This window comes from Helicobacter sp. 13S00477-4, assembly GCF_002272785.1.
GTDB lineage: Bacteria > Campylobacterota > Campylobacteria > Campylobacterales > Helicobacteraceae > Helicobacter_J.
In genome coordinates, this window is the sequence record NZ_MLAS01000007.1 from 69261 (window position 1) to 94565 (window position 25305).

The 25305-nt window shown below is 33.4% G+C and carries 23 protein-coding genes; all 23 read left to right on the plus strand.

Translation table 11 applies throughout. The annotated features are described in order from the left end of the window. Positions 1-98 precede the first annotated feature (98 nt). Complete coding sequence (locus BKH44_RS04765) at positions 99-1112, plus strand: helix-turn-helix domain-containing protein (RefSeq protein ID WP_095270575.1); 1014 nt, start codon at positions 99-101, stop codon at positions 1110-1112. Beyond that, complete coding sequence (locus BKH44_RS04770; RefSeq protein ID WP_095270578.1) at positions 1109-1534, plus strand: hypothetical protein; 426 nt, start codon at positions 1109-1111, stop codon at positions 1532-1534. Before BKH44_RS04765 ends, BKH44_RS04770 begins: the two co-directional genes overlap by 4 nt. A 5-nt stretch (positions 1535-1539) precedes the next feature. After that, positions 1540-2163 (plus strand): hypothetical protein, encoded by a 624-nt coding sequence (locus BKH44_RS04775; RefSeq protein WP_095270581.1) that lies wholly within the window; start codon positions 1540-1542, stop codon positions 2161-2163. Between the two features lie 75 nt (positions 2164-2238). Continuing rightward, entirely contained in the window at positions 2239-3348 is a 1110-nt protein-coding gene (locus BKH44_RS04780) for a site-specific integrase (protein ID WP_095270584.1), read from the plus strand. A gap of 48 nt (positions 3349-3396) precedes the next feature. Further along, positions 3397-3558: a hypothetical protein gene (locus tag BKH44_RS08795; RefSeq protein WP_180674112.1), complete on the plus strand. Its 162-nt coding sequence runs from the start codon at positions 3397-3399 to the stop codon at positions 3556-3558. Positions 3559-3653: 95 nt separating this feature from the next. Next, the gene (locus tag BKH44_RS04785; protein WP_095270587.1) at positions 3654-4817 is read left to right on the plus strand and encodes a DnaB-like helicase C-terminal domain-containing protein; all 1164 of its coding nucleotides are present in this window, start codon (positions 3654-3656) and stop codon (positions 4815-4817) included. A gap of 83 nt (positions 4818-4900) precedes the next feature. Next, entirely contained in the window at positions 4901-5062 is a 162-nt protein-coding gene (locus BKH44_RS08800; protein WP_180674113.1) for a hypothetical protein, read from the plus strand. Further along, complete coding sequence (gene dnaG, locus BKH44_RS04790) at positions 5046-6641, plus strand: DNA primase (RefSeq protein WP_095270590.1); 1596 nt, start codon at positions 5046-5048, stop codon at positions 6639-6641. The genes BKH44_RS08800 and dnaG overlap by 17 nt, the downstream gene beginning before the upstream one ends. After that, positions 6632-8179, plus strand: a complete 1548-nt coding sequence (locus tag BKH44_RS04795) for a hypothetical protein (protein ID WP_095270593.1) — start codon at positions 6632-6634, stop codon at positions 8177-8179. The genes dnaG and BKH44_RS04795 overlap by 10 nt, the downstream gene beginning before the upstream one ends. Continuing rightward, on the plus strand, positions 8172-8486 hold the full coding sequence (locus BKH44_RS04800) for a hypothetical protein (RefSeq protein WP_095270596.1): 315 nt from the start codon (positions 8172-8174) through the stop codon (positions 8484-8486). Before BKH44_RS04795 ends, BKH44_RS04800 begins: the two co-directional genes overlap by 8 nt. A gap of 98 nt (positions 8487-8584) precedes the next feature. After that, on the plus strand, positions 8585-9202 hold the full coding sequence (locus tag BKH44_RS04805) for a hypothetical protein (protein WP_095270599.1): 618 nt from the start codon (positions 8585-8587) through the stop codon (positions 9200-9202). A 24-nt stretch (positions 9203-9226) separates the two neighbouring features. Then, positions 9227-10408 (plus strand): DUF4043 family protein, encoded by a 1182-nt coding sequence (locus tag BKH44_RS04810; protein WP_095270602.1) that lies wholly within the window; start codon positions 9227-9229, stop codon positions 10406-10408. A 3-nt stretch (positions 10409-10411) separates the two neighbouring features. Next, a complete protein-coding gene (locus BKH44_RS04815) occupies positions 10412-10792 on the plus strand; it encodes a hypothetical protein (protein WP_095270605.1) in 381 nt (126 codons plus the stop codon). After that, positions 10793-11107 carry a hypothetical protein gene (locus BKH44_RS04820; protein ID WP_095270608.1) on the plus strand — a complete coding sequence of 105 codons (315 nt, stop codon included), beginning with the start codon at positions 10793-10795 and terminating at the stop codon, positions 11105-11107. It abuts the gene before it with no gap. A 6-nt stretch (positions 11108-11113) separates the two neighbouring features. Further along, positions 11114-11716 carry a hypothetical protein gene (locus BKH44_RS04825; RefSeq protein ID WP_095270610.1) on the plus strand — a complete coding sequence of 201 codons (603 nt, stop codon included), beginning with the start codon at positions 11114-11116 and terminating at the stop codon, positions 11714-11716. A gap of 2 nt (positions 11717-11718) precedes the next feature. Continuing rightward, complete coding sequence (locus BKH44_RS04830) at positions 11719-12540, plus strand: hypothetical protein (protein ID WP_095270613.1); 822 nt, start codon at positions 11719-11721, stop codon at positions 12538-12540. Continuing rightward, the gene (locus BKH44_RS04835) at positions 12541-13341 is read left to right on the plus strand and encodes a hypothetical protein (protein ID WP_095270616.1); all 801 of its coding nucleotides are present in this window, start codon (positions 12541-12543) and stop codon (positions 13339-13341) included. A 118-nt stretch (positions 13342-13459) separates the two neighbouring features. Further along, a complete protein-coding gene (locus BKH44_RS04840; RefSeq protein WP_095270619.1) occupies positions 13460-20497 on the plus strand; it encodes a DUF3519 domain-containing protein in 7038 nt (2345 codons plus the stop codon). 2 nt (positions 20498-20499) lie between these two features. Then, positions 20500-22155, plus strand: coding sequence for a hypothetical protein (locus BKH44_RS04845; RefSeq protein ID WP_095270621.1), 1656 nt, complete (start codon positions 20500-20502; stop codon positions 22153-22155). Positions 22156-22490: 335 nt separating this feature from the next. Then, on the plus strand, positions 22491-22865 hold the full coding sequence (locus BKH44_RS04855; RefSeq protein ID WP_095270627.1) for a hypothetical protein: 375 nt from the start codon (positions 22491-22493) through the stop codon (positions 22863-22865). Then, positions 22862-23443, plus strand: coding sequence for an ImmA/IrrE family metallo-endopeptidase (locus BKH44_RS04860; RefSeq protein ID WP_095270629.1), 582 nt, complete (start codon positions 22862-22864; stop codon positions 23441-23443). The genes BKH44_RS04855 and BKH44_RS04860 overlap by 4 nt, the downstream gene beginning before the upstream one ends. A gap of 135 nt (positions 23444-23578) precedes the next feature. Then, a complete protein-coding gene (locus BKH44_RS04865) occupies positions 23579-24730 on the plus strand; it encodes an AAA family ATPase (RefSeq protein ID WP_095270631.1) in 1152 nt (383 codons plus the stop codon). After that, positions 24723-25304, plus strand: a complete 582-nt coding sequence (locus BKH44_RS04870; protein ID WP_180674114.1) for an RloB domain-containing protein — start codon at positions 24723-24725, stop codon at positions 25302-25304. Before BKH44_RS04865 ends, BKH44_RS04870 begins: the two co-directional genes overlap by 8 nt. The last annotated feature ends 1 nt before the right edge of the window (position 25305 follow it).

The following is a 25305-nucleotide window of genomic DNA, read 5'->3' on the forward strand; positions in this document are numbered from 1 at the left end:
GCACACTTTTATCAAAAATAAAATGTGTAATGAAAAGTTACAAAAACATTTATTTAGGGCATATGTAGGCTAAAAAATAACAATAAAATGAGGCAAAAATGATACTAAAAAATAAAATCATAAAAAACTTTTCTCAACTCCCCAATCAAGTAATAGAATCCAAAAACTTATCCATAAACTCAAAAGCATTATTTTGGTATTTAGCCAGCAGACCTGATAATTGGATTATCAACAATGCAAATATAGCCGAAACACTCAACATCAAAGACAGAAAAACCATAACAAAATATCTAAAAGAGCTTTTAGATTCAGGTTGGATTCAAAGAGAAAAAATCAAAGACAAATGTGGCAAATTCACAGGCAATTATTTTTATATCATTAACGAACATAACAATACCACGCAAGCCCATAAAAATCAGGATATTGAACCCATAACAAAAACCCAAACCGAAAGCCCAAAAAATCACCCTTCGGATAACTTTCACCGAAAGCCCAAAAAATCCGCAAGCGGAAAAAACGGGCCATATAATAATACGGAATTAATTAACAATAAGAATATATATTATCAGACGATACATTCCGAACTAGAAGAAATAAAATCTACCACAGAGCCAACATCACAAGCCCAAGCTAATCTTAATCCTAAAAAGCAAAATAAATCAAATGCCCTAGAAGCCCAGATTTTAAACCTAAACTTACCGCCTAAGGTAAGCCCTGATGTGTGGGCAGAATTCGTAAAACATCGCAGTGAGGGCAAACAAAAGCTAACGCTAAGAGGTGCAAAAATGGCAATCTCTAAGCTAGAAAGTTTTGAACAAGATTTAAGAGAAAAAGCCCTAAAAGAGAGCATTATCAATAATTGGAGTGGTATTTACCCGCCTAAAACATACACTTCCTATTACCCAAAACCAAACCAAGCAAACCAAAAATCCCAAAATGACGCGACAAAAAATATCTTATCTAAGCTACAAGAGCAAGGTTATTCTCTTATGGATATTTTGGCTGGCAAAAATATTTATATTGATTCTAAGCTCGTATATGCCTATAGGAATCACAAGGGACAATATTGCCTAACAACCCAGCCCTTAGCCCAACAAAAAGGACAAATTTGAAGCCCTCATCACTCAACACAAAAATCCTAATGCAAGATATTTTATTGCAATCAAATACACTCAGTGATTTTATGATAAATTCCCTAAATGAAATGTTTGAATTGTTCGTCCATCAGGGGACTTTAGAAGCATTTTATCACGCACTTTTTACCGATATAGATAATATCAATAAGCTAAAATCTGGCGTGTTGAATATGCAATATATCTACCACTACTACAAAAAATTTATCCAAATTCAAATCCGTGTTTTGTGCAATTTAGAGCTAGATAGGTATTACAATCAAGAGCCATTGCATTATGCACAAATACCTGTGATTGATTTGATGAAAAACACAAAAGGCTTCGATGAATACAACGATGTGAAAGAATATATCTTGAGTTGCCTCACTTCAAAATTTGCTCATTTCATTCGCGAGGATTAAGCACAATGGCACACAAAAGCAAAGAACAAATCAAAGCCTACTACCAGACAAATTTTATCGAAGTAGAAGACTTAGCAAAAATTTTTAAAATACCCAAAAGAACGCTTTATCAATGGATAAAAAAAGAAGGTTGGGTTAGTGGAGCTGCCCTGCCAAACAATCCCATAAGTGCCAATGACTTGATAAAAGATGAGTTCGCATCAAGGCTAACCAAAGCCAAAGACAATATCCAAGAAGATATAAAAAACAACCTTATCAATCAAGGAATCTCTGAAATCATAGCCACAGCAAGTGCCAAAAAAGCCAGTGATAACCTCTTGCTAAAAGCAATGAGCTTGGAGTTTTTGGATTCTAAGGCTACTGAATCCTTGCTGATTGGAAAAAATGCTTTTGAAAGGTTCGTATCAACAAATATCAATCACCCATCAGCCCAACAAAAAATCATCACTATGGCAAAAAACATGGTTGAAATGTATTCGCAGGTAAAATCTACCATTTATGGCAAAAGTCCCGAAGTCAGTGTCCAGATAGCCAATATAAACCCAGCTAATGAATCTGAATTTAAAAACCTAAGTGATAAAGAATTACTAGAATTGATACACAAATCTAGTAGTGAAAATTCAACATAAAGTAAGCCTATATATAAAAATTGGCAAAATTTTTAGCTTTTTTTAAAAGCACAATAAATTTTTTAAAGGAAATTCATGGAAACAGAAAAAAAATATAAATACGCGAAAATAAGGAATGGTATCATATACCTGCATATTTGCGAAGATAACAAAAGATTGAGGTTTTCTACCAAACTTCTAGCAACAGAAAAAAACCTTCAGTTAGTAGAAAAAAACCCTCAAAAGTTCTTGAGGCAAAAGAACGAAGAAATATTACAAAAAACTTCTAGCACAAAAAAGGTCGGTATCAGAAATAAAAGCATATTGTTAAAAGACTTTGCACAACAAAGTTTTAACGCAAATAGCAATACAAGAAAATCCAGCACAAATAAAAATTATGACCATATATTCAAAAAACATATTTTGCCTACTTTTGGCAATATGGATATAAGGACTATCAATTCATTCCATATCAAAAGTTGGCAAAATGATTTATGCTCTACCACAGGAATACCCACAATAAACATCGCCAAAAAAATATTATCTTATATCCTAAAAGATGCCCTACATTCTGAGCTAATTGATAAAAATCCCACTACATTAACCCCGAATCTAAAAGCACAAAAGAAAAAAATCCAGCCCTTTAGCTTAGATGAAGTAAAACAAATCATATCAAACGCACAAGGTTGGTTCAAAAATTTGCTTTTGTTAGCTTTTTTTACAGGGATGCGGGTAGGAGAGATGATGGCACTCACTTGGGAAGATATAGATTTTATTGATAATAAAATCACTATCTCCAAATCAATGAGGAATGGCATATTAGGCAAGCCAAAGACAAGGGCTAGCAATCGCGTGATTGATATGTTGCCTATTGTCAAAGAGGCTTTATTGAAACAATATCAAATCACTTCCTCACAGCCCTATGTGTTTATGAGCAGCCACAAAACAGGCTTTAAATTTTCCTCTGGGCTTTCTTCAGTTTATTGGTATCCATTATTAAAACAACTAGGTTTCAGTAAAAGGACTTTTCACAATAGCCGGCATACCTTTGCTTCTATCATGATAAGCAAGGGTGAAGACCCTGTCTGGGTAGGGTGCAAAATGTTAGGGCATGAAAATGTAGCGATGACTTTATCAATCTATACAAAATACATCGATGAGGACAAAAAAAGAGCCTCATTTTTACAAGATATTCACATAGCATAAAGTTTTTAGCCCTTTTTTAGGGCTTTGATTAAATAGCAGGAGGTAAAAATGATATTAATCAGTGATAAGCAAATGCAAACTATCTATAAAAAATACAGAAGTGAAAAAGATAAATTACTTCAAAACCCAGACCAAAGAAAAAATTTTGTTTTGGATATGAGTTATGAGAGGTTTTTAAGATTTTACATACAAGCAAAGGGTAGAAAATGACCAAAACAATATTACTCAATTTATATTATTTTTTGATTTTATTGGTCGTGTTTTTAGCTACAAGTATCCCTAGTATTTGGAATTAAAGGAATCACATGAGGCAAATACAAATTCAAATATTAGCTAGCCTTCTTTATTATAGTGATAGGATAGAGGAGTTTGCTTACCATATCAAACCACATCATTTTACTAAAGAGCTAGGCATTGTTTATCAAACCATCCTAGATTTGCACAACAAAGACAAGCCGCTTAACATAGACTTGCTAAGCGTGTATATCAAAGATAAAAATTTATTATTAGAGTTAAGTGAGGCTATCCCTACACCTGAATTTATGAGTTATATCCCAGAGCTAGAGCATAGCTATAAAATATCTATGCAAAAATACATCAGTGCGGTTTTGCTAAAAGATAGCAATGAGGGCATCATAACCGATCCTGTAGTCTTAGCAAGTAAGCTAAATGACTCACCAAAAATCATAAAAAATCTTAGTGATTGGGCTAGCTTTTATGAAAATCAACCCAACTTACCACGATACAAAACAAACATCTCTTTTTTGGATTTTGCCTTAGGTGGGGGGTTCGAACCCGCACAGCTTGTATTATTAAGCGGTGAGCCTGAAGCGGGTAAAACTTCTTTAGGCTTACAGATATTAGAAAACATCGCAGCCAATAATAAAGCTTGCTTTTTTTGCTTCGAATTCACAGCTAGGCAATACATTGCAAGGAAGCTAGAGACAAACAAAAAGTTCATAGAAACTAGCGGGAATAATCTTTATATCATTAATGATGGTTATGATATTTCACAAGTAGCAGACAATATCAAGCATTTATCAAAAATGGGTGTGAAATTTTTCCTTATCGATTCACAAATGAGATTAGAAGTGCCAAAGTCAAGAAGCATGGAAGAAGAAGAATCAGCAAAATTTGCTACCCTAGCCAAGCTAGCCCATAAATTAGAAATACTCATTATCCTCATCATACAGACAGCCAAAAGTGATAGCAATAGCCCTCTGGGTTCAAAAAAAGGCGGGCATGAGAGTTCTATCACTATCAGGATAGAGCATTGCAAACCCAACAAAGAAGAAGCCACAAGTTTGAATAAAGAATTTGATCCCAAACGCAGGACTATCATCATTAAGAAAAACAAGCAAACAGGCAAGCACTTCAAAGAAGAAGTCCAGTTTGATCCTATTAGGCTTACTTTCAAAAGAGATGATATCCGCACTAGAGAAAAAGAATTAATGACCATAGATATATAAAATCGGGTTGATGATGTGCGTAGCACAGAATAACCCTGAATCGAGTCAATATATGAAAAATTTAAATACCAAAGGAGTACAAAATGACAATCACATATAGTTTTGAAGTAAAGCCAGAAATCAAAGGTGATGAATTAGAGCTTAGAGAATGGGGATTGAATCTATTGAAAGATTATATTTATGAAGCAGATATCGATGATGAATACCTTCAAATTGATATAGAGATAGATGAATATGATTATTAATATTTCACAATTCAAACAATGTATTGATATTGTTCAAGTGATTAGCCATTATGTACCACTTAAAAAAAATGGAGCCAATCATATAGGAGCCTGCCCTTTCCATAGTGAAAAAACACCAAGTTTTACCGTATCAGTTTCAAAAGGGATTTATCATTGTTTTGGTTGTGGAGTCGGAGGCGATGCGATAGAGTTTGTGCAAAGTTATGAAAAATTGCCCTTCAATCAAGCCGTAGAAAAGATAGCCTCTTTGATAGGCTTTAGCTTAGAATACAGCAATGAGAGGGCAGTCAAGATTGATACTTCACTCTTAGAGTATTCAAAGGATTTTTTTATTTCTTCTTTAGGAAAAAACCCACAAGCCAAAGAGTATTTTTTACACAGAGGGTTGAATGATGAAAGTATAGAGAAATTTGGCTTAGGTTTTTGCCCTTATAGCTTTGAATATATCAAGTCTATTCAATCAAAAGATATTGACTTTGGCATTTCAGTAGGGCTTATCAATAAAGACAATAATGCCAATTTATACACACCTTTTTCTAATCGATTGATGTTCCCTATATGGGATAATAAAGGCAGGGTAATAGGTTTTGGCGGACGCATTTTAGATAACTCAAGCCCATCAGCCAAATATATCAATTCAAAAGAATCAGCTAGCTATCACAAAAGACAGGTTTTATATGGCTTCCACTTAGCGAGGAATGCTATCGTATCAAAAGCCCAAGCTATCATCACAGAGGGCTATATGGATACCATAGCTTTGCATCAAATAGGGATAAATCATTCCATAGCTACTTGTGGCACAGCCCTAAGCAGTCAGCAAATAGCCCAACTCACGCGATTAGGAGCCAAAATTATTTTATGTTTTGATAGGGATAAAGCAGGCTTAAACGCTACTTATAAAGCGATAGATTTGTTAATCTGTTGTGGCATATATGAATCTGAAGTCTTACAAATACAAGGAGGAAAAGACGCTTGTGAGCTTCTAGCCACAGGAGAACTCAAAGATAAAATATTATCAGCCAAACGCATACCTATCATAGAATTTATGCTTTTGAATTTATGCAAAAAAAGCGATTCCATAGAGTCAATGAATTTAACCATCATAGAGATAAAAAAATTCTTAGCCACGATAAAAAATGATTTCATAAAAGCGACTTATACCCAAAAAGCATCAGAGCTTTTAAACATACCTGCTTATTATTTAGAAGTAAAAGAGACTAGCAAGATAACGATGCCAAACCCTACCTTTAGCCTCACAGAAGCTAGTATCATAAAAACTATCATCTCAGAGCCGCAAATGATAGATATTGTGATTGATTGGCTAGATATTGATGATTTTTCTATCTCCTTGCAAGGTTGTGTGCAAAATTTAGCAAAAGGGATTATCGATTCACAAGCAAGAGAGATAGCCTTAAATGACTCTATCCCATTATGTTCAAATATAGTTAAAAGCCTAAGGGCAGTATATGAAATATCTAGCAAAAAGAAAATGAAAAATATCAAATTCTCAAATATCCCTATAGAAGAAAAATTTAAAAAAATCATTTCCATAAGAGAGAGATTATTGAAATGGAAATAACACAATTAGCAAAATTAGAACTAGCCACGCGAGAACTATGCCGCAGGAGTTTGAAATATTTCTTATTACAAAAGTGGCTAAATTACGAACAAAAAAGATTCAATGATAATTGGCATTATGATTATATAGCCAAATACTTGCAATCTTCACTCACTTCTAATCTCAATCGATTGATGATAAATCTCCCTCCAAGCTATGGCAAAACAGAACTCATTGCTAGGACTTTTATTCCTTGGGCATTAGGGAATAACCCAACACATAAATTTATGTATGTAACCTATAGTGATGAGCTTTATATAAAAATCTCAAACCAAATCAGGGAAGTGATGAAAAGCCCATGGTATAAAAAGATATTTGGAGAAGTGCATTTTATCCAAGACAATACCAAAGAATGGGTATTAAAAAGTGGTGGAGGATTATTTTCTACGACCCTAAAGAGTCCTATCACAGGGTTCCACGCACATACAATATTAGTTGATGACCCGATAAAAGCATCTGATATATCTTCTAGGGCTGAGCGAAGGAGGGTGATTGACAATTTTAGAGAATCCATTTTATCAAGGCTACTTGAAGATGAAGAGAGTAAGGCTACTATCATCATTATGATGCAGAGGCTATCTGAAGAGGATTTATGTGGGTATTTACTCAATCCTAAGAATTTCAAAGGCATAGAGCAGTCTCAATGGAAGGTAGTGAGTTTAAAAGCCCTCAATCTTACAAAAGAAGTCTATGAATGTGAAGATTTTACCTACACAAGAGAGCCAGGAGAGGCATTATTTCCCAGCAGGCATTCCATAGATAGCCTCAAACAAATAGAGCTAGAGATGGGAGCTGATGCTTTTAGCACCCAATACATGCAAGACCCTCAAGTATCTGAAGCAGGATATTTTCAAGCCCAGTATTTCAAGACAATAAATTCTTTTGAAGTCCCTAATCAAAATATGTATATTTTTGTCGATACAGCTGAAAGCTTACAAACCACAGCTGATAATAGGGCTATTGTCGTATTTGGTATGAGTGTAGAAGATGAGAGAGAGCAAGTGATTGTGTATGATTGTTTTTTTGGTATATGGGATGAGGAAGTGATGGTAGATTCTATCATAGAAGCTATGAATCTCTACCCTAGTGCTAGTGTTTTTATTGAGCAAGCAGGAGGAGGGATTACTATCACGCGATTACTGTATAAAAAGATTGCCCTTGTAAATGCAAGGCTTAGGAATGAGAATAAACCCATTTTGATAAACGCAATCAATCCCTACCAAGCAAGCCGAAAAATATCAAAAGTAGAGAAAATCAAAGCCCTAAGACCTTATTACAACACAGGACAATTAAAGTTTATCCATAGTGCAAGAGGACTAGATCAAATCAAAAGCGAGCTATTATCTTTCAATCCAGAAAAACCACATAAAAAAGATGATTGTATCGATGCCCTAGCTAGTGGGCTTGTGAATGAGGATGTAAGAGGGCTTATCATCACAACGAATGAAGAGACAAAAGATGATTTTATCCCTTATGAACGGAGTGGTTGGAATGTCTAGACCCACTCATTATAATGTAAAAAAGAGGAATCTATTACTAAAATCACCTCTTTATACCATACACAAAGATATTTTAGACAAGCTTTCAAAACTATCAATCTATGAGTCTCAAAGTGTTTCAAAAATAGTTCATAGTGCTATTTTATTTTATTTGATGAAGGATAAAAATGAAGAAATCTATCAAAAGATCAAGCTATGCAAAAAATACTATAAGAATAGAAAAAAGATACAACCTTCCAAAAGCCATCATAAAAAAAATAAAAAAACAATCCAAAAACCTATCTGTATCACAAAGTTATTTGATTGAAAAAATCACACTAGATTATATCAATACCCTAAAACATACCGACCTTTTTTTATATGAGTTGTTGGATTAGAATGCTTATAAAATCTTAGGAGAGCCAAATGCTAGATAAAGATATTCCACAAGAAGACCAACAAGCCCAAAATATCCCTAATAATAGTGATAATGCTAGTGATGATATTGATACTGATAGCCAAGCTTTAGAACAATTACAAAAAGAATTAGAAGAAGCACAAGCGAATGTCAATAAAAATTTTTCTGATTATGCGAGTGCTAGATTAGAAGATAGCCCAGAATTAGAAGAGTTGTTTTTTAATGACAAAAAAGAGTTTATAAACGCACTTTTACAATTACAACAAAATTTTATAGATGAAAATATCAACTCAAAAAGACAAAAAGTAAGCGAGCTACACAATTCAGTGATGAATAAAAAAATAAATTCGCAATACCAAAAAGCAAAAAATCAATTTTTACAAGATAATCCAAACGATAATCCTGATGAATTGATAAGCTTTGCCAAAGACAATATCCCCCCAAAGCAATTAAATGAATTAACTCAATTAAGCCCGCTAGAGTTCTTAAAAGCAGTCAAAAAAATAAGAGATTCTAATACCTCTGGGCAAGACTCAATCCCCCAAGAGCTAGAAGGAACCCCCGGGGATTCTATGGCTTCAGGTATTGGTAGTAGGAATGCACGCAGTGCATTTAGCAGGGATTAAATCCAAAATTATAAGGAAGTAAAAATGAATAAAAATGAAATAAGATATGAAGAGTTTGGAGACAATCCATTAGTAGCAGTCAAAATAGCCGAAAAAATGGAAGAAGGCTATGTCGCTGATAGTATGTTTGAACCACTGATGGGCAGGAGTGAAGACAGACCGATTCGCACTTACCCACATAGCACAATGGAACCTTACCGACCTAAGCTATCTGACCAGCTTAATGGTGATGGTGTGAGTGGTAATACAGATTTAGATAAAAATATCGATAGTTACAATCGATATTCTCAAACCATAAATCCGATTGTCAAACGTAATTCGCTGCTTTCTGAAATCAAAGAGTATCGAGTGATAAAAGACCCTCAATTTGTAGCTGATAGTGAAAGGAAGCTACAAAACTGGATGACGATGCAAAGTGATAGGATGATAGTAGCAGCCCTCAGTGCTAATATGAGTAATGTGATTTGTGCTGCAAATTCTACAATAGGCTATCATGATGGCAAAGCAGCCAAAAGCGTTAAAGAATATTGTGAAAATATTAGTGCAGGTGATATTGTGAGTGTTGCTACTTTGAAAAAAGCTATTTCTATGGCACGATATGGATTGAAATACAACGGAGAGGAAACTTTTGCCCTCAGGCCTTCTAGGATTTCACAGCTAACAGAAGGCGGGATAAAGATTTATAAGACTTCTTATTTGATATTGCTAGATAATTATCAATCCGAACAGCTTCAATCTGATCCTGTTTGGATAGATATGCATGCTAGAGCAGGCAATAGAGGATACGCAGAAAATAAGCTATTTAGCGGGCTATTAGGTGAGATTGATAATTGCCCTGTTATCAATATGGGTTTATGGACAAAAACACAAGCAGGATTGTTAAACACTTCTATCCCACAAAGTGATTTTGAAAAATATGTCAATTCTGCATTAAAAAATTTTGTCTTAGGAGATTATGCAGGTAAAGATTCTCATCATACTAGTATCGGGGCTATAGTAGGTGGCACAGCGATTGCTTATGTTGGCTCGCCTATTAGCTTTATCATTGATCAAACAGCAGACAGCGGCACAAAGATAAAATGTGGTGTTTCAAAAATATTAGGCATAGCCAAGACTTGCTATGAAGTTACACAAGAAGATGTAGAAAACCCACTTTATCATAATCAAGATTTTGGCGTTATTGGCATCATTTCATCAAAGGAGTAAAAAATGATAAGACAAAGAATACTACAAAACCCTATTTTAATACCCATAGTTGTAGGAGCTAATAAATTCATACAAGATAAAATCACTTCTATGAGTATAGCAGTTTTGCCAAAAGGCTATACCTTGATGTCTTTGAATGTAGAGCTACTATCCTCTTTTGGCACAGGTATCACTTGTGATCTAGGCACTAAGGATAACACTGATTTATTTGCTAAAGGCATTGTTTTATCCACACAGGCAAATACGGAGAGTTCTACTAAGACTACTTTATCGAGTTCTCAAGAATTAGTCCTAAGCTTAAATAAAATCCCTACTCAAAAAGAAGGGATACTAGCTGTTAGGATAATGATGTTTTCACCCTCAGCGACCTATATGGAGATATAAGTGTCTATGATTGAAGATATGTTTTTAGGCAATATGCCTAAACCAAAACCAAAACCAAAAGAGGTAAAGCCAATGACAAAACCAGCAGCAATGCTAACCCCTGCTTCCAAAATTCCATCACCAGTTGAATCCAAAGAAGCCACAAGTCAATTTTATGTGAATGTGATAAAACTCAAATTCATAGGAGAGGATTTTATCATCCGCACAAGGTATAACCAACACTTTAAGCTTAAAAAAAATGATATTGTGTATCTACCAAATGATGCCTATGGCTTAGCTTTTGCTAGAATGAAGATATTTGAAATGCTAGATTGATTGTGTATGATACAAGTTCAAGATATTATCTTATCTTTAAGGAGTAGGCTAAGGGATAAGGCTGTCCAAAAAGAATATAGTGATAATGAATTGCTAGATTTAATCAATATGGCTTATATCACTATAGCTACGAGATTAAAGGTATTTTCTTCTCATATTGAATTTGATTTATCTCAACTTTCAAATATCTTAATGCCAATAGATTGCATAGCTCTCATTAATGTATTTTATGACTCTTACCCTATCGATATATTACCCACAAACTATTTATTAAAAAACAAGCTAGGTATCAAAACACTCTCTTGCACACTCAAAGGCAACCAAATAGAATTATACCCCCCTAAAGATACAGGCATTTTAGCAGTGGATTATCATTTTATCAAGCGGATTTTAGGGATTGAAGATTATTTACAATTGAGTGATTTTTATAAAGAAGCCATATTATTTTATTGTATGTTTTTAGCCCTGCAAAAAGAGACAAGAGTCGATAGCATTCAAAAGTCTCAGTATTACCAGAGCTTATATGAATTAGAAATCCAAAAAATAGCCCTTATCAATTCTGAAATCAATACCACTGCTGATTTAACCACACAATACCAAAGGATTTAATGATGGATGCCACTACTAGTTATATCACTAAATACAACTTAATCCAAAATGCTATCAAGTCCTCTGAACTCTATACTGAAGCTATAGAAGCTTTTAAAAACGGGCTTGTTGAATTTTCCTTTACCCCACAAGAAAAGGCTAACGCTTATGCTTCCTTTTTAGCACAGACAGTTTTAGGGCTTCAAGCCCAAAGTATGGATACAGCCCTAAAGATAGAACTCACGCAATTACAAGCTGATGATTTGAAGAACAAATCAGCCCTAGAAGCCCAAATTTTAAAATACCAAGCCCTAAGTGCAGCATTCCAATCTGATACTTCCCATTACGCACTAGAAGCAACCAAAGCCCAAGCCTTACAAGAGAAGATAAAATGTGATGTTTTGGTAAAATCAGCTAATGACAACACAGCTATCAATAAATGTAATTCTTTAGTAGAGCTAATGAATGTGATGGGTAATGCAACGAGCTATCCTGTGATAAAGCCACTCATAGATGATGTGAATAAATCAATCTATAGTATCGGTAAAGGCGGCGAGCTAAACTATAATGATGAGTTGAAGTCTTTAGAAATAGAAGAGGAAAAATACCGACTTTTCATTTATACTTCAAAAAATATCTTAAGTGTGAATGAAAATGTGATTTTTGGAGTCGTGCATAATATCTTAAATCCTGATGCAATCATATGGACTATAGAAGAAGAAGAAATCAAAGATACCCAAAACATTCAGTATTCTTTTGATTCCATAGGGTATAAAAATATCAAAGTCCTTATCAAAAAGCAAGCCAAAGAATTCAAAGAATCTATCATTATCAAGGTAGAATAAATGTCTATAATGGATTATTTTACTAAGAATACTTATGAATCCATAGCCCAAAAGTATCATCTCAAACAAATCACACCATCAGTTGCAGGTGGTTTACAAAACAATAAAGATTATGGCACACAATCTAATATAAGTGTTAGTTTTGGTGGTAATTCAGTTTCTAGTATTGCCCTTAGCCTTGCTTCTAGTCTTGCCAATAATTTTTTATCAACCATATCAAAAGTCAATATTGAAAAATATAATTTACCTAGCAGTGAAATACAAGGAAAATTATTTTTTCTTCTCTCCTTCAATCCTTTTTCAATTTTGGCTAATGGAACGCTATATAAAGAAGGCAGAGCAGGCAGTGATACTTACAACCCACTCACAGCCTACGAACCCTATAAATACATATTAGGCAAACCCTCTTATGATGAATTTAATGATATTTTACAGGGCAGGACTCATTATAAACTAGCAGGTAATAAAGATTATTATGATAATACTTTCAGCCCAGCAAATTGGGATAATAAATTCAAAGAATCATCTCAAACCCAACGGCTTAAAAAATATACTGATAGGATATTACAAATCAATAAAGGTTATAAAGAATTAGATAATTTAGGTTTTTATGTAGGTGATATAAACAATAAAAATACAATGGTTTGGTTTGAAACAGATGAGAATCATTTTATCTTAGAAGAAAATCATAAAGCTAAAAAAATCACTAGTTTTAATTATTGGTATAAAAAAGAAATCAAGCAAGTAACCAAACCTATTTTTAATAATTTGAAATATCAAGGTTATTCAAAAAAGCGTTAGATTTCAACCCGACCTTTTTTACCCTCACATATATCTATACAATATACCTTAAAGATAAATCCGTAATAGATTCACAAAGTGAATCAAGTAAAAATGAATATCAGGGTAAAGGCAGGATATGAGATTTGATTTTGAAAGTGCTAAAAAAGCCGGAGCAAGTGATGAGCAGATTTTAAATTTTTTGCAATCCACACCGTATAATGACTCTATCTCTACCTTAAAAAATGCAGGCTTAGAGCCTTCCAATATACTCAATATCCTATCAAACATCTCCAATATCCCAGATAAAAGCCCTACCCAGCCCACACAACAACCCAACCCAATACCTAACCCAAATAATGACAATAACACTAATGGAAGTAATGAGGTTGGCTTTATCCCAAAAGCTATTTATGATGTTAGCGGGCTAGATTTTAGCAAAGACCATACCTTATCAAAAGAGCATAAAGAAAATATCAAAAACATTTTTTCACAAAATATACCTTTTGATAAGCTAGATTCTTCACAATTACAAGCCATAGATAAAGAATATGATAATTTGAATGATGCTTATAAATATAAGGATAAATTTGGCAGACCTGATTTTTTAACCCAGAGTGCACAAAAATACCAACAGATAAAAAAAGCTAGAGAAAATCAAGCCCAAGTTAGGGAATTAATAGATAGTAACTTAGATTATGATGAGTTAAATGATGCTCAAAAAGAAGCTATCAATAAAGAATTATCCTTTAAAGATAAGCTAATAAATTCATTCCATAGAGACTCTAGCAATTGGAAAAGATTCAAAGAAGAATATAGCGCTAACCTCATAGAACCAGAAGTTTATGAGAGATTATCCCAGCTAAATAATGTATCCAAAGAAAAAAGCATCTCTAACCTTTTTACCCAAGACCCACAAGCCAAACAACAATACATGCAAGATGTTTACAAGCTAGCTACAAGTGCAGGTTTTGATGATGTCTTATTTGACAAAGATAAGATGTTTTTTCAAAAGAATGATCAAATTTATAGGGTAAAAGATGGCTTTTTAGATACGATTTTAGATGATATAAAATCTATGAAATACGAAATAGGCAACTCAATAGCTGGGGCATTTTCTGGAGGAATTGCTGGGGCAAAATATGGCAAAAATTGGCAATCAAAAGTAGCAGGTGGGCTTGTTGGTTCAGCCCTTGGTGCTTATAGCGGAGCAGGACTTGATTATGCCTTGAATAATTGGGCATTAGATAGGAAGGCTGACAATAAAGAGCTATTGAATAAAATGGGCGAAGCCGGAGCATTAGATTTGATAGGCAATACTGCATTATTAGGGAGTGGCAAATTATTAGCCAAGTCTTACAAATCCCTCATTAATACCCCTAGTTTTATCAAAAAATCTTTAAAATATGCAAAACAACAAGCCATTAATGTCAATGTGAATGCTATCCCTAAAGTGATGGAATCTGTAGGCATTCCTTACCAAAAAGCAAAAGATATATCCAAACAATTTGAAAAATATTATGAGACAAGATATAGTGTGAATGACCCAGATACCCTTATAGGCAAAATACTAGATTCCATCCCTACAGACAAAGATGTATTAGAAAAAGAAAAAATAGCCTTTGATGTCGCTTATCAAAACCCTGTTTTATTCAAACACATCGCTCACGTAGCCCAAAAAAACCCACAATTTTCACATACCCTTTATACCATCATCACTGATAGAGCTAACAAAATAGCAAAAAATCCAGATATAGAATTAGGCGATATACAGAGTGCTATTAAAGGCTATGAAAGCGATTTGAAGCAAGAATATGGACAGAGTATAGATTTATTCAAACAAGTCTTACCAAAATATAGATTTTACCCACAAGATTTTATAGATAACAAATTAGAATCTTTACAGAGGCATTTAGGCGAATCCAAAAGTGAGGGTATCATCACAGGGATAAGGAACCAGCTTGAAGATATAGGAGATAGAGGCATTGATGTAGAGGATATGATTGATTTACGCAAAACTATCAACAAAAATTTACGAACTCATAAATACAGCTACAACGATAAAGGCACACTAAAAGATATTAATAGCTATATAGACAATGAGATTTATACTGCCCTAGAAAAAAATTTACCCGATAATGAAGCCTTAGGCAATAAGCTTAAAACTCAATGGCAGGATGTGAATGCAAAATATGCAGAACTCTCATCACTTCAAGATACCAAACTATACAAAGATATTTTTAGCAAAAATTATAATAGTGATAATAAGCTAAGTGCTTCTTTTTCTAAATGGCTTGGCACAAAAGATAAGCTAAGTGATACTATCATAGGCAAGCTAGATTCTAGGATGCAAGATCTAACGCAAAGTTATATCATCTCAAAAGAGATTGAAAAACATATCCAACGCACTAATACAGCAGGCAAATATGTAGATTGGCTAAGCCTTAGGGATTCATTAGATAAGCTAGAGACAAAAATCACTAATGAGAGCTTAAAAGATTATATCTCTGAGCTAAGAGGAATGAGCCAATTATTTTATAATGATGCCCAGATAATGAAGATGATACAAAACGGAGATATCGCAGTTTCTATTGGAGCTAATGGATTATCAACCAATTACATCACAAAATTTCATACTTCTTTTGTTAACTCTACTTTCAAAAAGCTTCTAGCTTACTTGCCAACACAAACAGGTAGGAACTTAGCTTTTAGGTATCATATTCAACAATCACTAAAACACTCAAGAACTTCAAAAGATTTTATCTTCGATCTCATTTCCTCAGAGGCGACCCCCCCAGCACTCATAAAAGAGCTAAAAAATGAAGTCCTTCATTACACAGGCACTTTAGGCAAAGTATTAGATTCAGCCGCAGAACAAATACAAAGGAATGATGAAAAAAGTTTTTTGAATATGATAGAAGCTTCAAAAAATTATGAATTAGGAATCCATAAAAATCAAGACTTTGGCACTAATTACCCACAATTTTATCACTTAGGCAAGCAAGCCATAGAGCATTTATTAACTACGAAAGAAGGGCAAGTCCAGGGAGCTTTTTACAAAGAAGGCTTAGGTGATATAGACTTAGTGTATGGAGATGATAAATTTGGCTTAAAACATATTTTTGATAAACATCCTGAGGTAGTTGATAAGATACCTGAGATCATAGAGAATGGAGAGGTTATTACAAGTGATTCAGGAATTCAAACTATTAAGCTAAAGGATTTTAAAGTTGGTTTATCCAATGGTTGGCATAACAAAGGTAATAATAATTGGATAATAACAGCATATGAAGATTTAAGAGATAAGGGTAAGACGTTCGACTCTACCCTTTCAAGTCCAGAGGAGGCTCTCCCTGAAATCTCTAGTAGGTTGTCTCATTCAGATATCCGACCAAGTAATGAGCTTGCGTCAAGGGATGGCAACGATCTACCCTCAAACAACCTTCAACCCAATCCTACCACAACCGAGCTAAAAAATCAAGACTTTGGAACCAACTACGCAGAATTTTATCACTTAGGCAAGCAAGCCATAGAGCATTTATTAACTACGAAAGAAGGGCAAGTCCAGGGAGCTTTTTACAAAGAAGGCTTAGGTGATATAGACTTAGTGTATGGAGATGATAAATTTGGCTTAAAACATATTTTTGATAAACATCCTGAGGTAGTTGATAAGATACCTGAGATCATAGAGAAGGGTAATATAGTAAAACAAAATGATTTAAGGTATAGGATTGAATTAGATAATAAAGTTGTTGGTTTAGTTGGAGAGTATAAGGGTAATAAAAAAGATTGGATTTTAACCGCATTTGAAAAAGAAGCTACCCCCCAGATTTTCAGCGATGAAGGGTTAAAATCTGAATCGCACAATCTATCAAATAAGCTTCAATACAAGGATCACTCACTTCCAGCATATCCGCACCAAAAGCAATTTAAGCCTGAACCTTCAGCACATCGAATTCAAGATGATCCTAAACCCAATCCTACCACAACCGAGCTAAAAAATCAAGAACCTATCAAAGGCAGGGATATAAAAAAACGCAAGTTAACACTAGAAAACCCAAAGAGAAAAATAGATATTGTTTATAAAGTGATTGAAGCAAAAGATTTAAAGCCTAATTTTATTGGCGGTTCTGGTATGCAGTATCGATACGCAGATAATCAAAATGCTATCACAAAAATAGTTGATGATTTTGATGCAGATATACATTTTGGCAAAGAGGGCGGTTTTGATGGTGTGCCTATTGTTGATTATAGAGGTAATATTTTAGCAGGCAATCATAGAAGCCAAGCGATATTAAACCTTTACAAACACAACAAACAAAAACCTTATATCGAAGGCATAGAAGAATATTATGACAAAGATATTTTAAAAGGATTCAAACAGCCTCTTATCGTGCGTGTTTTAGAATCTAAAGATGATGAGCTAATAAATTATTTAGCAAAAATCAGCAACAAAGACAGAGAAAATTCACTAAGTGATAGATTGGTAACTTATGCAGCTATGATAAAGCCGCATTTAAAAAGTCTTGAAATTCATGGAAATTTAGAAAATAATCAAGATATAGTCAACATACTTAAATTGCAAGGATTAGATTCTAAGGATGCAGGCAGAGGCATTATCGGTATACTCAATGAAAATATCCCTAAAGCAGTTGATAGCTACCTAAGAAGAGCGACCAAAGCCCAAGCAGGAGAATTATTAAATATATTGATTGATAACGCATACTATTTATTCAATATCAGGCAATTATCTAAACAAAGCCCTAAGTTTAAACCATTTGATTTAACCCATTTATTAGATACAGCCATAAGGACAATTCCAACAAACACAAGCACAAGTCCTACCCAACTCATGGAAGAAGTAATTGATAAATATTATTCACGATTTATTGAAATGGTCGATGCACATAAATACGCTGATCTTGTTGGCGATCCAAAAGAATTCAAAAGCGATGTATTAGGCGTATTTTTAGCCAGCCTAATAGGCAGGAAAGATAAAGGAGTAGAAGCCTTTAGAACTAGGTATGAACAAGCCCTAGAATCAGCCAAAGAAATACTAAATGGGGATTTTTATCACCCTCCTAGAGATATTGATGAATGGGATATGATAAGAGGCTTGCTTAATGGCAAAGGTGAGATACTAGATAATGATACTATAGATTCAAGACTTCTAAAAAATGATTATAAAGAGAAATTTTTTGAATTGATACAAAAAGCACAAGATTGGGATAACCTAACTAAAGCTTATGAGAAAGAATCAAGTATATCATCTGAATCTTTTACAAAAGGGGATAGTCTCTCTAAAAACTCAAATAAGCTTAATTCTAATCCTACCACAACACAATTTAAAAATCAAGACTTTGGAACCAACTACCCGCAATTTTATCACTTAGGCAAGCAAGCCATAGAGCATTTATTAACTACGAAAGAAGGGCAAGTCCAGGGGGCTTTTTATCGTCCTGAAATTGGAGATATTACTTTGGTATGGGGGAAGGAAGGCAGTGGTAAATCCGATGGCTTTGGATTAGCCAAAATTGCTAAATACCATCCTGAAGTGTTAGATAAGCTTGATGATTTAGTTCAAACCCTACCAATCAAAACACAAACCGAAGGAAGGTATCAATTAGAAAATGAACATTACAAAATTGGTATTAGAAAAGATTATGAGGGTAATGTTGAAAATTGGATTTTAACCGCATTCCAAAAAGATACCAGCACTGTTTCTCGCAGGACAGACTTGAAAAACACTCCTGATAAAGCCGTTAGTAAGACTACACTAACAAGTGTTGAATATAGCAAGAAATCAAATAAGTTTTCATCCTCTAATGATTTTACAGAAAGTGAGGGTCTACTTTCAAACTCACAACCCAATCCTACCACAACACAATTTAAAAATCAAGACTTTGGCACTAATTACGCAGAATTTTATCATAAGGGTAAAGAAGCCATAGAACATTTATTAACTACGAAAGAGGGACAAGTCCAGGGAGCATTTTACAAAGAAGGCTTAGGGGATATAGACTTAGTGTATGGAAAAGTGTGGAAAAATAATAAGGATGAAATAGAAGGTTTCGGATTAGCTAAAATAATAAAAAAACACCCAGAAATAACACCACAAATACTTGCTGATATTGTAAATAATGGGAAAATTAATAAAGCAGAAAATCAAGCTATAACTATTACTAAAGATAATTTTAAAGTTGCTTTAAAATCTAATTGGCAAGGTAAACCTACAAAAAATCATTGGGTTATTACAGCGTATGAGGATACCAGAGCAAATAGTAAGATTATCGACTCTACTATTTCAAGTCCAGATGAGACTCTATCTGAAATCTCTAGTAGGTTGTCTCATTCAGATTCTCAACCAAGTAATGAGCTTGCGTTAAAGGATGGAACCAATCTACCCTCAAACAACCTTAATTCTAATCCTACCACAACCGAGCTAAAAAATCAAGAATCCAAAAAAATCCAATCCAATCCATATTTAGGAGCTGGTATTGTTGGAGGATTAGGTGGATTAGAAACTAGCAATGATGATAATGAGGGAGATGAGCTAAATATGTTGATTGGTTCTTTGAGTGCTATAGTTGGGATTAAAGGTATCAAATACCTTTTAAATCGCAATCCAAACCTATTAAAAAATGTTTTAATCCATCACTTTCCAGACAAAAAGCAAGCCATAGATAAAGCCTTCAAAAAAGAAATAAGAGGTATTTATAATGTGGCCTATCATGATAAAAAAGCCACGATGATCAAAAAAGATTTAGAGAATATAGATAATGCGATACGATTGACTAAAGGTTATCATAGAGAAAAAACTAACAGAGGAAAGGGTACAGAGCATATTATCATAAAACATCAAGCAAATACTAATAGAAGAGGTTACATAACTCAAGATGAGTTATTGAATCTAGGCAATTCTATAAGGCAATACCTTAAAAATCATCAAGAACCTTTTATCGATAAAAACGGAAGTCGTATCTATGAATGGGAAAATAATGAGGGTATTAGGTTTAGGGTTATTACACACATACCAAAGGGGCGTCAGACTTCTGTCGTTCATTATTCAACCTTTGGTAATGAAGATATTATAACATTTTATTCTGATAGGAATCTTAAACATAAAATGCAATTCAAAAATGATAAATTACAAAAATCCTTAAGCAAAGCAGGATAAAAATGAAAGACATTACCCAACTCAATTACTTTTATGAAGAAGCAAGGAATGGCAATTATGAAGCTTTAAGTGAGTATAAGCTTGCCAAACAATACCTTCATGGCAAGCAATTAGATGCCAAGACCATAGACATACTCAAAAGAAGAGGACAGCCTATATTATGGGAGAACATCTATCAAATGCTTAGCACAAAGATACTTGGCTATAAATCCATATCCGCACAAGAAATACAAGTCATTGGCAGGCAAGAGAGTGATAAAGAGGTAGCCTTAGTTATCAATGAGATCATAAAAAGCTTAGTAGACAATGAAAGCTATGAAATGCAAAAAGAAAAAGCTGACTTTGATTTACTCTTAGGGATGAGTGTGATGCAATTATGGGTAAAAGAAGATAAAGAAAATGATTACTTAGATATTACCTTTAGGCATATCCCAACTCATAGTTTTTTGCTAGACCCTTACTCACAGACAAACGATGCCTCTGATGCCAAATACATGCATAAAGTCGTAGAGCTAGATAGAGACAATGCGTTAGCACTCTATGGCAGGGCAATAGATTCTATCCCACTCAATCAAAACGCAAATTTCAGACAAAGGATTGAATTGATTGAAAGTTGGTTTAAAGAGTATGAAAAGGGTAATTTCGTATGGAATCGCTATATTTGGCATCCTAGTGTTATCTTGAGTTTCCAATCCAATCCTTTTGGGCTAAATACACATCCTTTTTCTATCCGAAAGCTATATATTGATGATAAAAATATTTGGTATGGGATTTATCGAAACATAAAGCCGCTTCAAGATTATATCAATCTAGCAGAAAACCGCACAGCAAATATGATGGGTAGTGCTAAGATTATTTATGAAGAAGGAGCTGTTAGGGATAGCAATGAATTCGTGCGAAATATCTCAAAAGACAACTCTGTTACTAAAGTAAACGCAGGAGCCTTAAGCAGAGGAATGATAAGGTTTGAGCGGCACAACGCTGACATCGCAGCCCTAAGCCAAAAAAGCAATGAAAAAAGACAACTAGCCAAAACCCTAAGCGGCCTAAATGATGAAGCCTTAGGCTTAGCAGTCAATCGAGTCAGTGGCACAGCCATAGAACAACGCACAAACGCAGGGCTTATTGGGATACAAAAATACTTAAAAGCAAGTGATGATATGGATAGGACTACCTTTAGGATAGCGATAAATTTGATATGCAAATATTTCACTAAAAGGCAAGTTTTTGCTATCGTAGAGCCAAAAGGTGCGAGCCGCTATTTTGTGATAAATGATGTGAGTAGAGATGATAAGGGTAATGTAGTTGTGAATGAAAAAGGTATCCCTATCATTAGGAATAAAATATCAGTAGGCAAATATGATATCATCATAAAATCTAAGCCCAAAGCTTATGGTAAAGAGGATAGGTTTGCTTATTGGAGTGAGATGATAAAAACCATAGCTGGCATAAGACCTGATATTATCCCAGCACTCTTACCGCTTATGCTAGAAGATTCAGATAGCCCAGTAGCTGATGAGATAAGAGAAGTATTAAGCCAAATTGACAGCCAGCCTAACCCACAAGCAGAGCTATCTATGCAAACAGCCCAATTAGGAAATGAAAAGCTAAAAGCAGATATTGAATACCTAAAATCCAAAGCAGCCAATCCCAAATGAGTTATAAACATTTCTTAAGTTTATAATACTTGATGAGGGTTAGATACTGCCAAAGGCTAAATAAGCCTTTGGTTTATCTTAGGATTAATATAACTTGTTTATTAATAAACAAAGTAGTATAATCATCACTAAGATATGTTTCAGTATCTTGATTTTATTCAAATCTATCACCTCATTTCGAGGTTATAAATTTGTCAGAGGTTCTGACCCTCTGGCAAAACCTCATTTATATTATACACAACTAAAATTCAAAAACCTAGCACAATATGATAAATAAATTATGGTATTGGTTTTGCTTTCATTTTCTTTTGTAATTTTAGATTTAAGGGCAAAATATGGAATTTTCAACTCTTGCATCAGTTGCAGGTTGGTCAGTTGGTGCAGTGAGTCTTTGTGTAACATTTATGGCCGTATTTGTAGCTATTTATGCTATTTTTTTACAACGTTCGATGTCTAAAAAACTCAAAGAAGAGATCATACAAAAAGCAGATAAAAAATTAAATAAAGCCCTTGAAGAACCAGCAATTTTGGAAAAGTTTATCAAAGCTATTATAGCAAGTGAAGATTTTAGAACAAGGATTGCAAGTATGGTTGATATACAGATTGAAAATATATTGGATTCGCGAGCAACATTAGAGGATAAAAATTTGGTTCATATGGTAAATGAAGATATAATTAATAAGTTCAATTCAAAGAAGGAGGATAAATGAAGCTAGAAGATTTAAAAACAATGCTCATAGGCAAAACTCCAGAAGAGATGATAGAATTATTTGAAATAAAAGATGTACCTATAGATATTAAAAGTATTTTAAGGAATAAGTTAAATATAAAAATTGATGAAAAATTAGATTGGAATAAGTTAGCTTTAGATGGGTCAGTTTACCTAAAAAATGATTATCCTGAGATATGGCTAAACAATTCTGTTTCTGAAGGCAGACAAAATTTCACTTTAGCGCACGAATTAGGGCATATCGTTAATGATATACTTCCTAATACTCAAAACTACCAAGACCCAATAAAAGATGATTACGATACATTGTATCGCAGAGGAACAGGCGATAAGCAAACCAATCGTATGGAAACAAAAGCTAACGACTTTGCTGCTAGATTTTTAATGCCTGCTACTTTTATATATCAAGAAGCTAGAAAGCTTACAGAAAGCGAAGATTTTGATAAAATCAATCTTGAAGAGGTTATAAAAAGGATGGCAAATCGTTTTAGAGTTTCTTATGAAGCGATGAAATGGCGACTTATCAATTTAGGCTATATCAATAAAGATAAATTATAAACCTAGCACAACAATCAATCTAACCCCGGTAATCTTCTAGCTTTAGAAGATTTTATATGTTCTTTTACTTATAAACATTTTTTCCGTTTATAATAAATTGATACTATTTAATAATATAAAATTAAGGATAATTTGATGTTATTATATTTTGGCGTATCAGGGTTTTATTCTTTTGGGGAGGAAGAGCAAATTATCGATTTTAGGGCAAAACCTAGAAGCCGCTTATCCAATACAAAATATGAAGACAATTTTAATCTATCTAGCAAATACAAGCCTATGAAATCAGCGGTATTTTTTGGTAAAAATGCTTCAGGAAAAACAAATTTATTTATGGCAATCAAAACCTGTATCTCTATCATAAAAAAAGGATTCACAGCCACTCAAGTAGAAAATGAATATTTTCAAAATACACTCAATCAAGGATGCAAATCCATTAGCTTTAAATTAGGTATATCCAATAAAGATAATTTTTTTGAATTTTTTATTAAATTCAATCAAAAAGATATTTTAGAAGAAACTTTAAAGCAAAATGGCAATGATATTTATGTATTCAAAAGCAAAAAAATGCTTTTTGGTAAGGCAATTAGCAGCCTATTTAAAGACGAAGAGCTTAAAATTTTGAATGATTTTTTTTCAACAAAGTCTACTGAATCTAATTTATTGAAACTTAAAGACTTTGCGATAAATCAAATAGAAGATTTTTTAAAATGTATTGATAATATCGTTATTTATATGAGTAGCAGTTATTCAAAAGATTACTCAATGGATTTTACAGAATCCAAAAAACAATATTTCAAAAAAAACAAAAATATCATACTAGGTATTTTACAAATAATTGATGATTCAATAATTGATTTTGATTTCAAACAAAACAATAAAGAGCAAAAATATGATCTTTTATTTTTACGAGCCAATGCCTCATTTAGGTTTCAAATAGAATCAGAAGGTATCAAAAAAATCATACAATTAATGAGCTCACTAAGTGATATTATCAAACAAGACAAAATACTAATCATAGACGAGCTAGATTCTTGTATCAGCACACAAGCCCTCATTAGGCTTTTTAATGAATTCATAAATACAGAAAAAAACCAAGCAGGGCAACTCATTGTATCAACTCATAACATACTCCTTTTTGATATAACTTTTTTGAATTCTGCCCAAATTTTCCTCATCACTAAGGATAAATTCCTTTGCACTCAAGTACGTAGCTATCATGAGTTTGATATTAGAAGTGAAAAGAAAAATGCCTATTTGGATTATCTAAAAGGTTCTTATGATGAGTAAAAACCGCACTAAAAAAAGGAAGGTAAAAATCCTTTGTGAGGGTGAAAGTGAAAAATATTATCTCACAGCCTTACTTGAATCTCTAAAATCAGATAATTATGATATTGCAGTGCAAAATAATTACAAAACCTTAAACAACCTTATACAAAAAAACGAAAAAATATATGATATTGTCATTGTAGTTATAGATTTAGATATTGCCAAAGATAAGCAAGAATTAGAATACCTAAAAAGACTAATCAATACCCTAAAAAAAAGGAAAGACAAAAGCCATATATTTTTAACTCATTTTGATTTTGAAGATTGGTTACGATACCACTTTAAACCATTTCTCCGTAAGGATAAATTAGCCCAAAGACTAGGATGTAAAAATCCACAAGAGCTTAAATCAAAACAAAACATTTATAAAATCATTCAATCTAAAGACGGGGATATAAAAAATGCCGAAGAATATTTTAAAAATCTTCCTTTATTTTGTAGTAGAGAATTAAAAATATTTCAAGAATATCAAAACACTACTCAAAGCAATCTTTATTATTTCAGGGATTATATGCTTCATATATCCAAAACTTAAC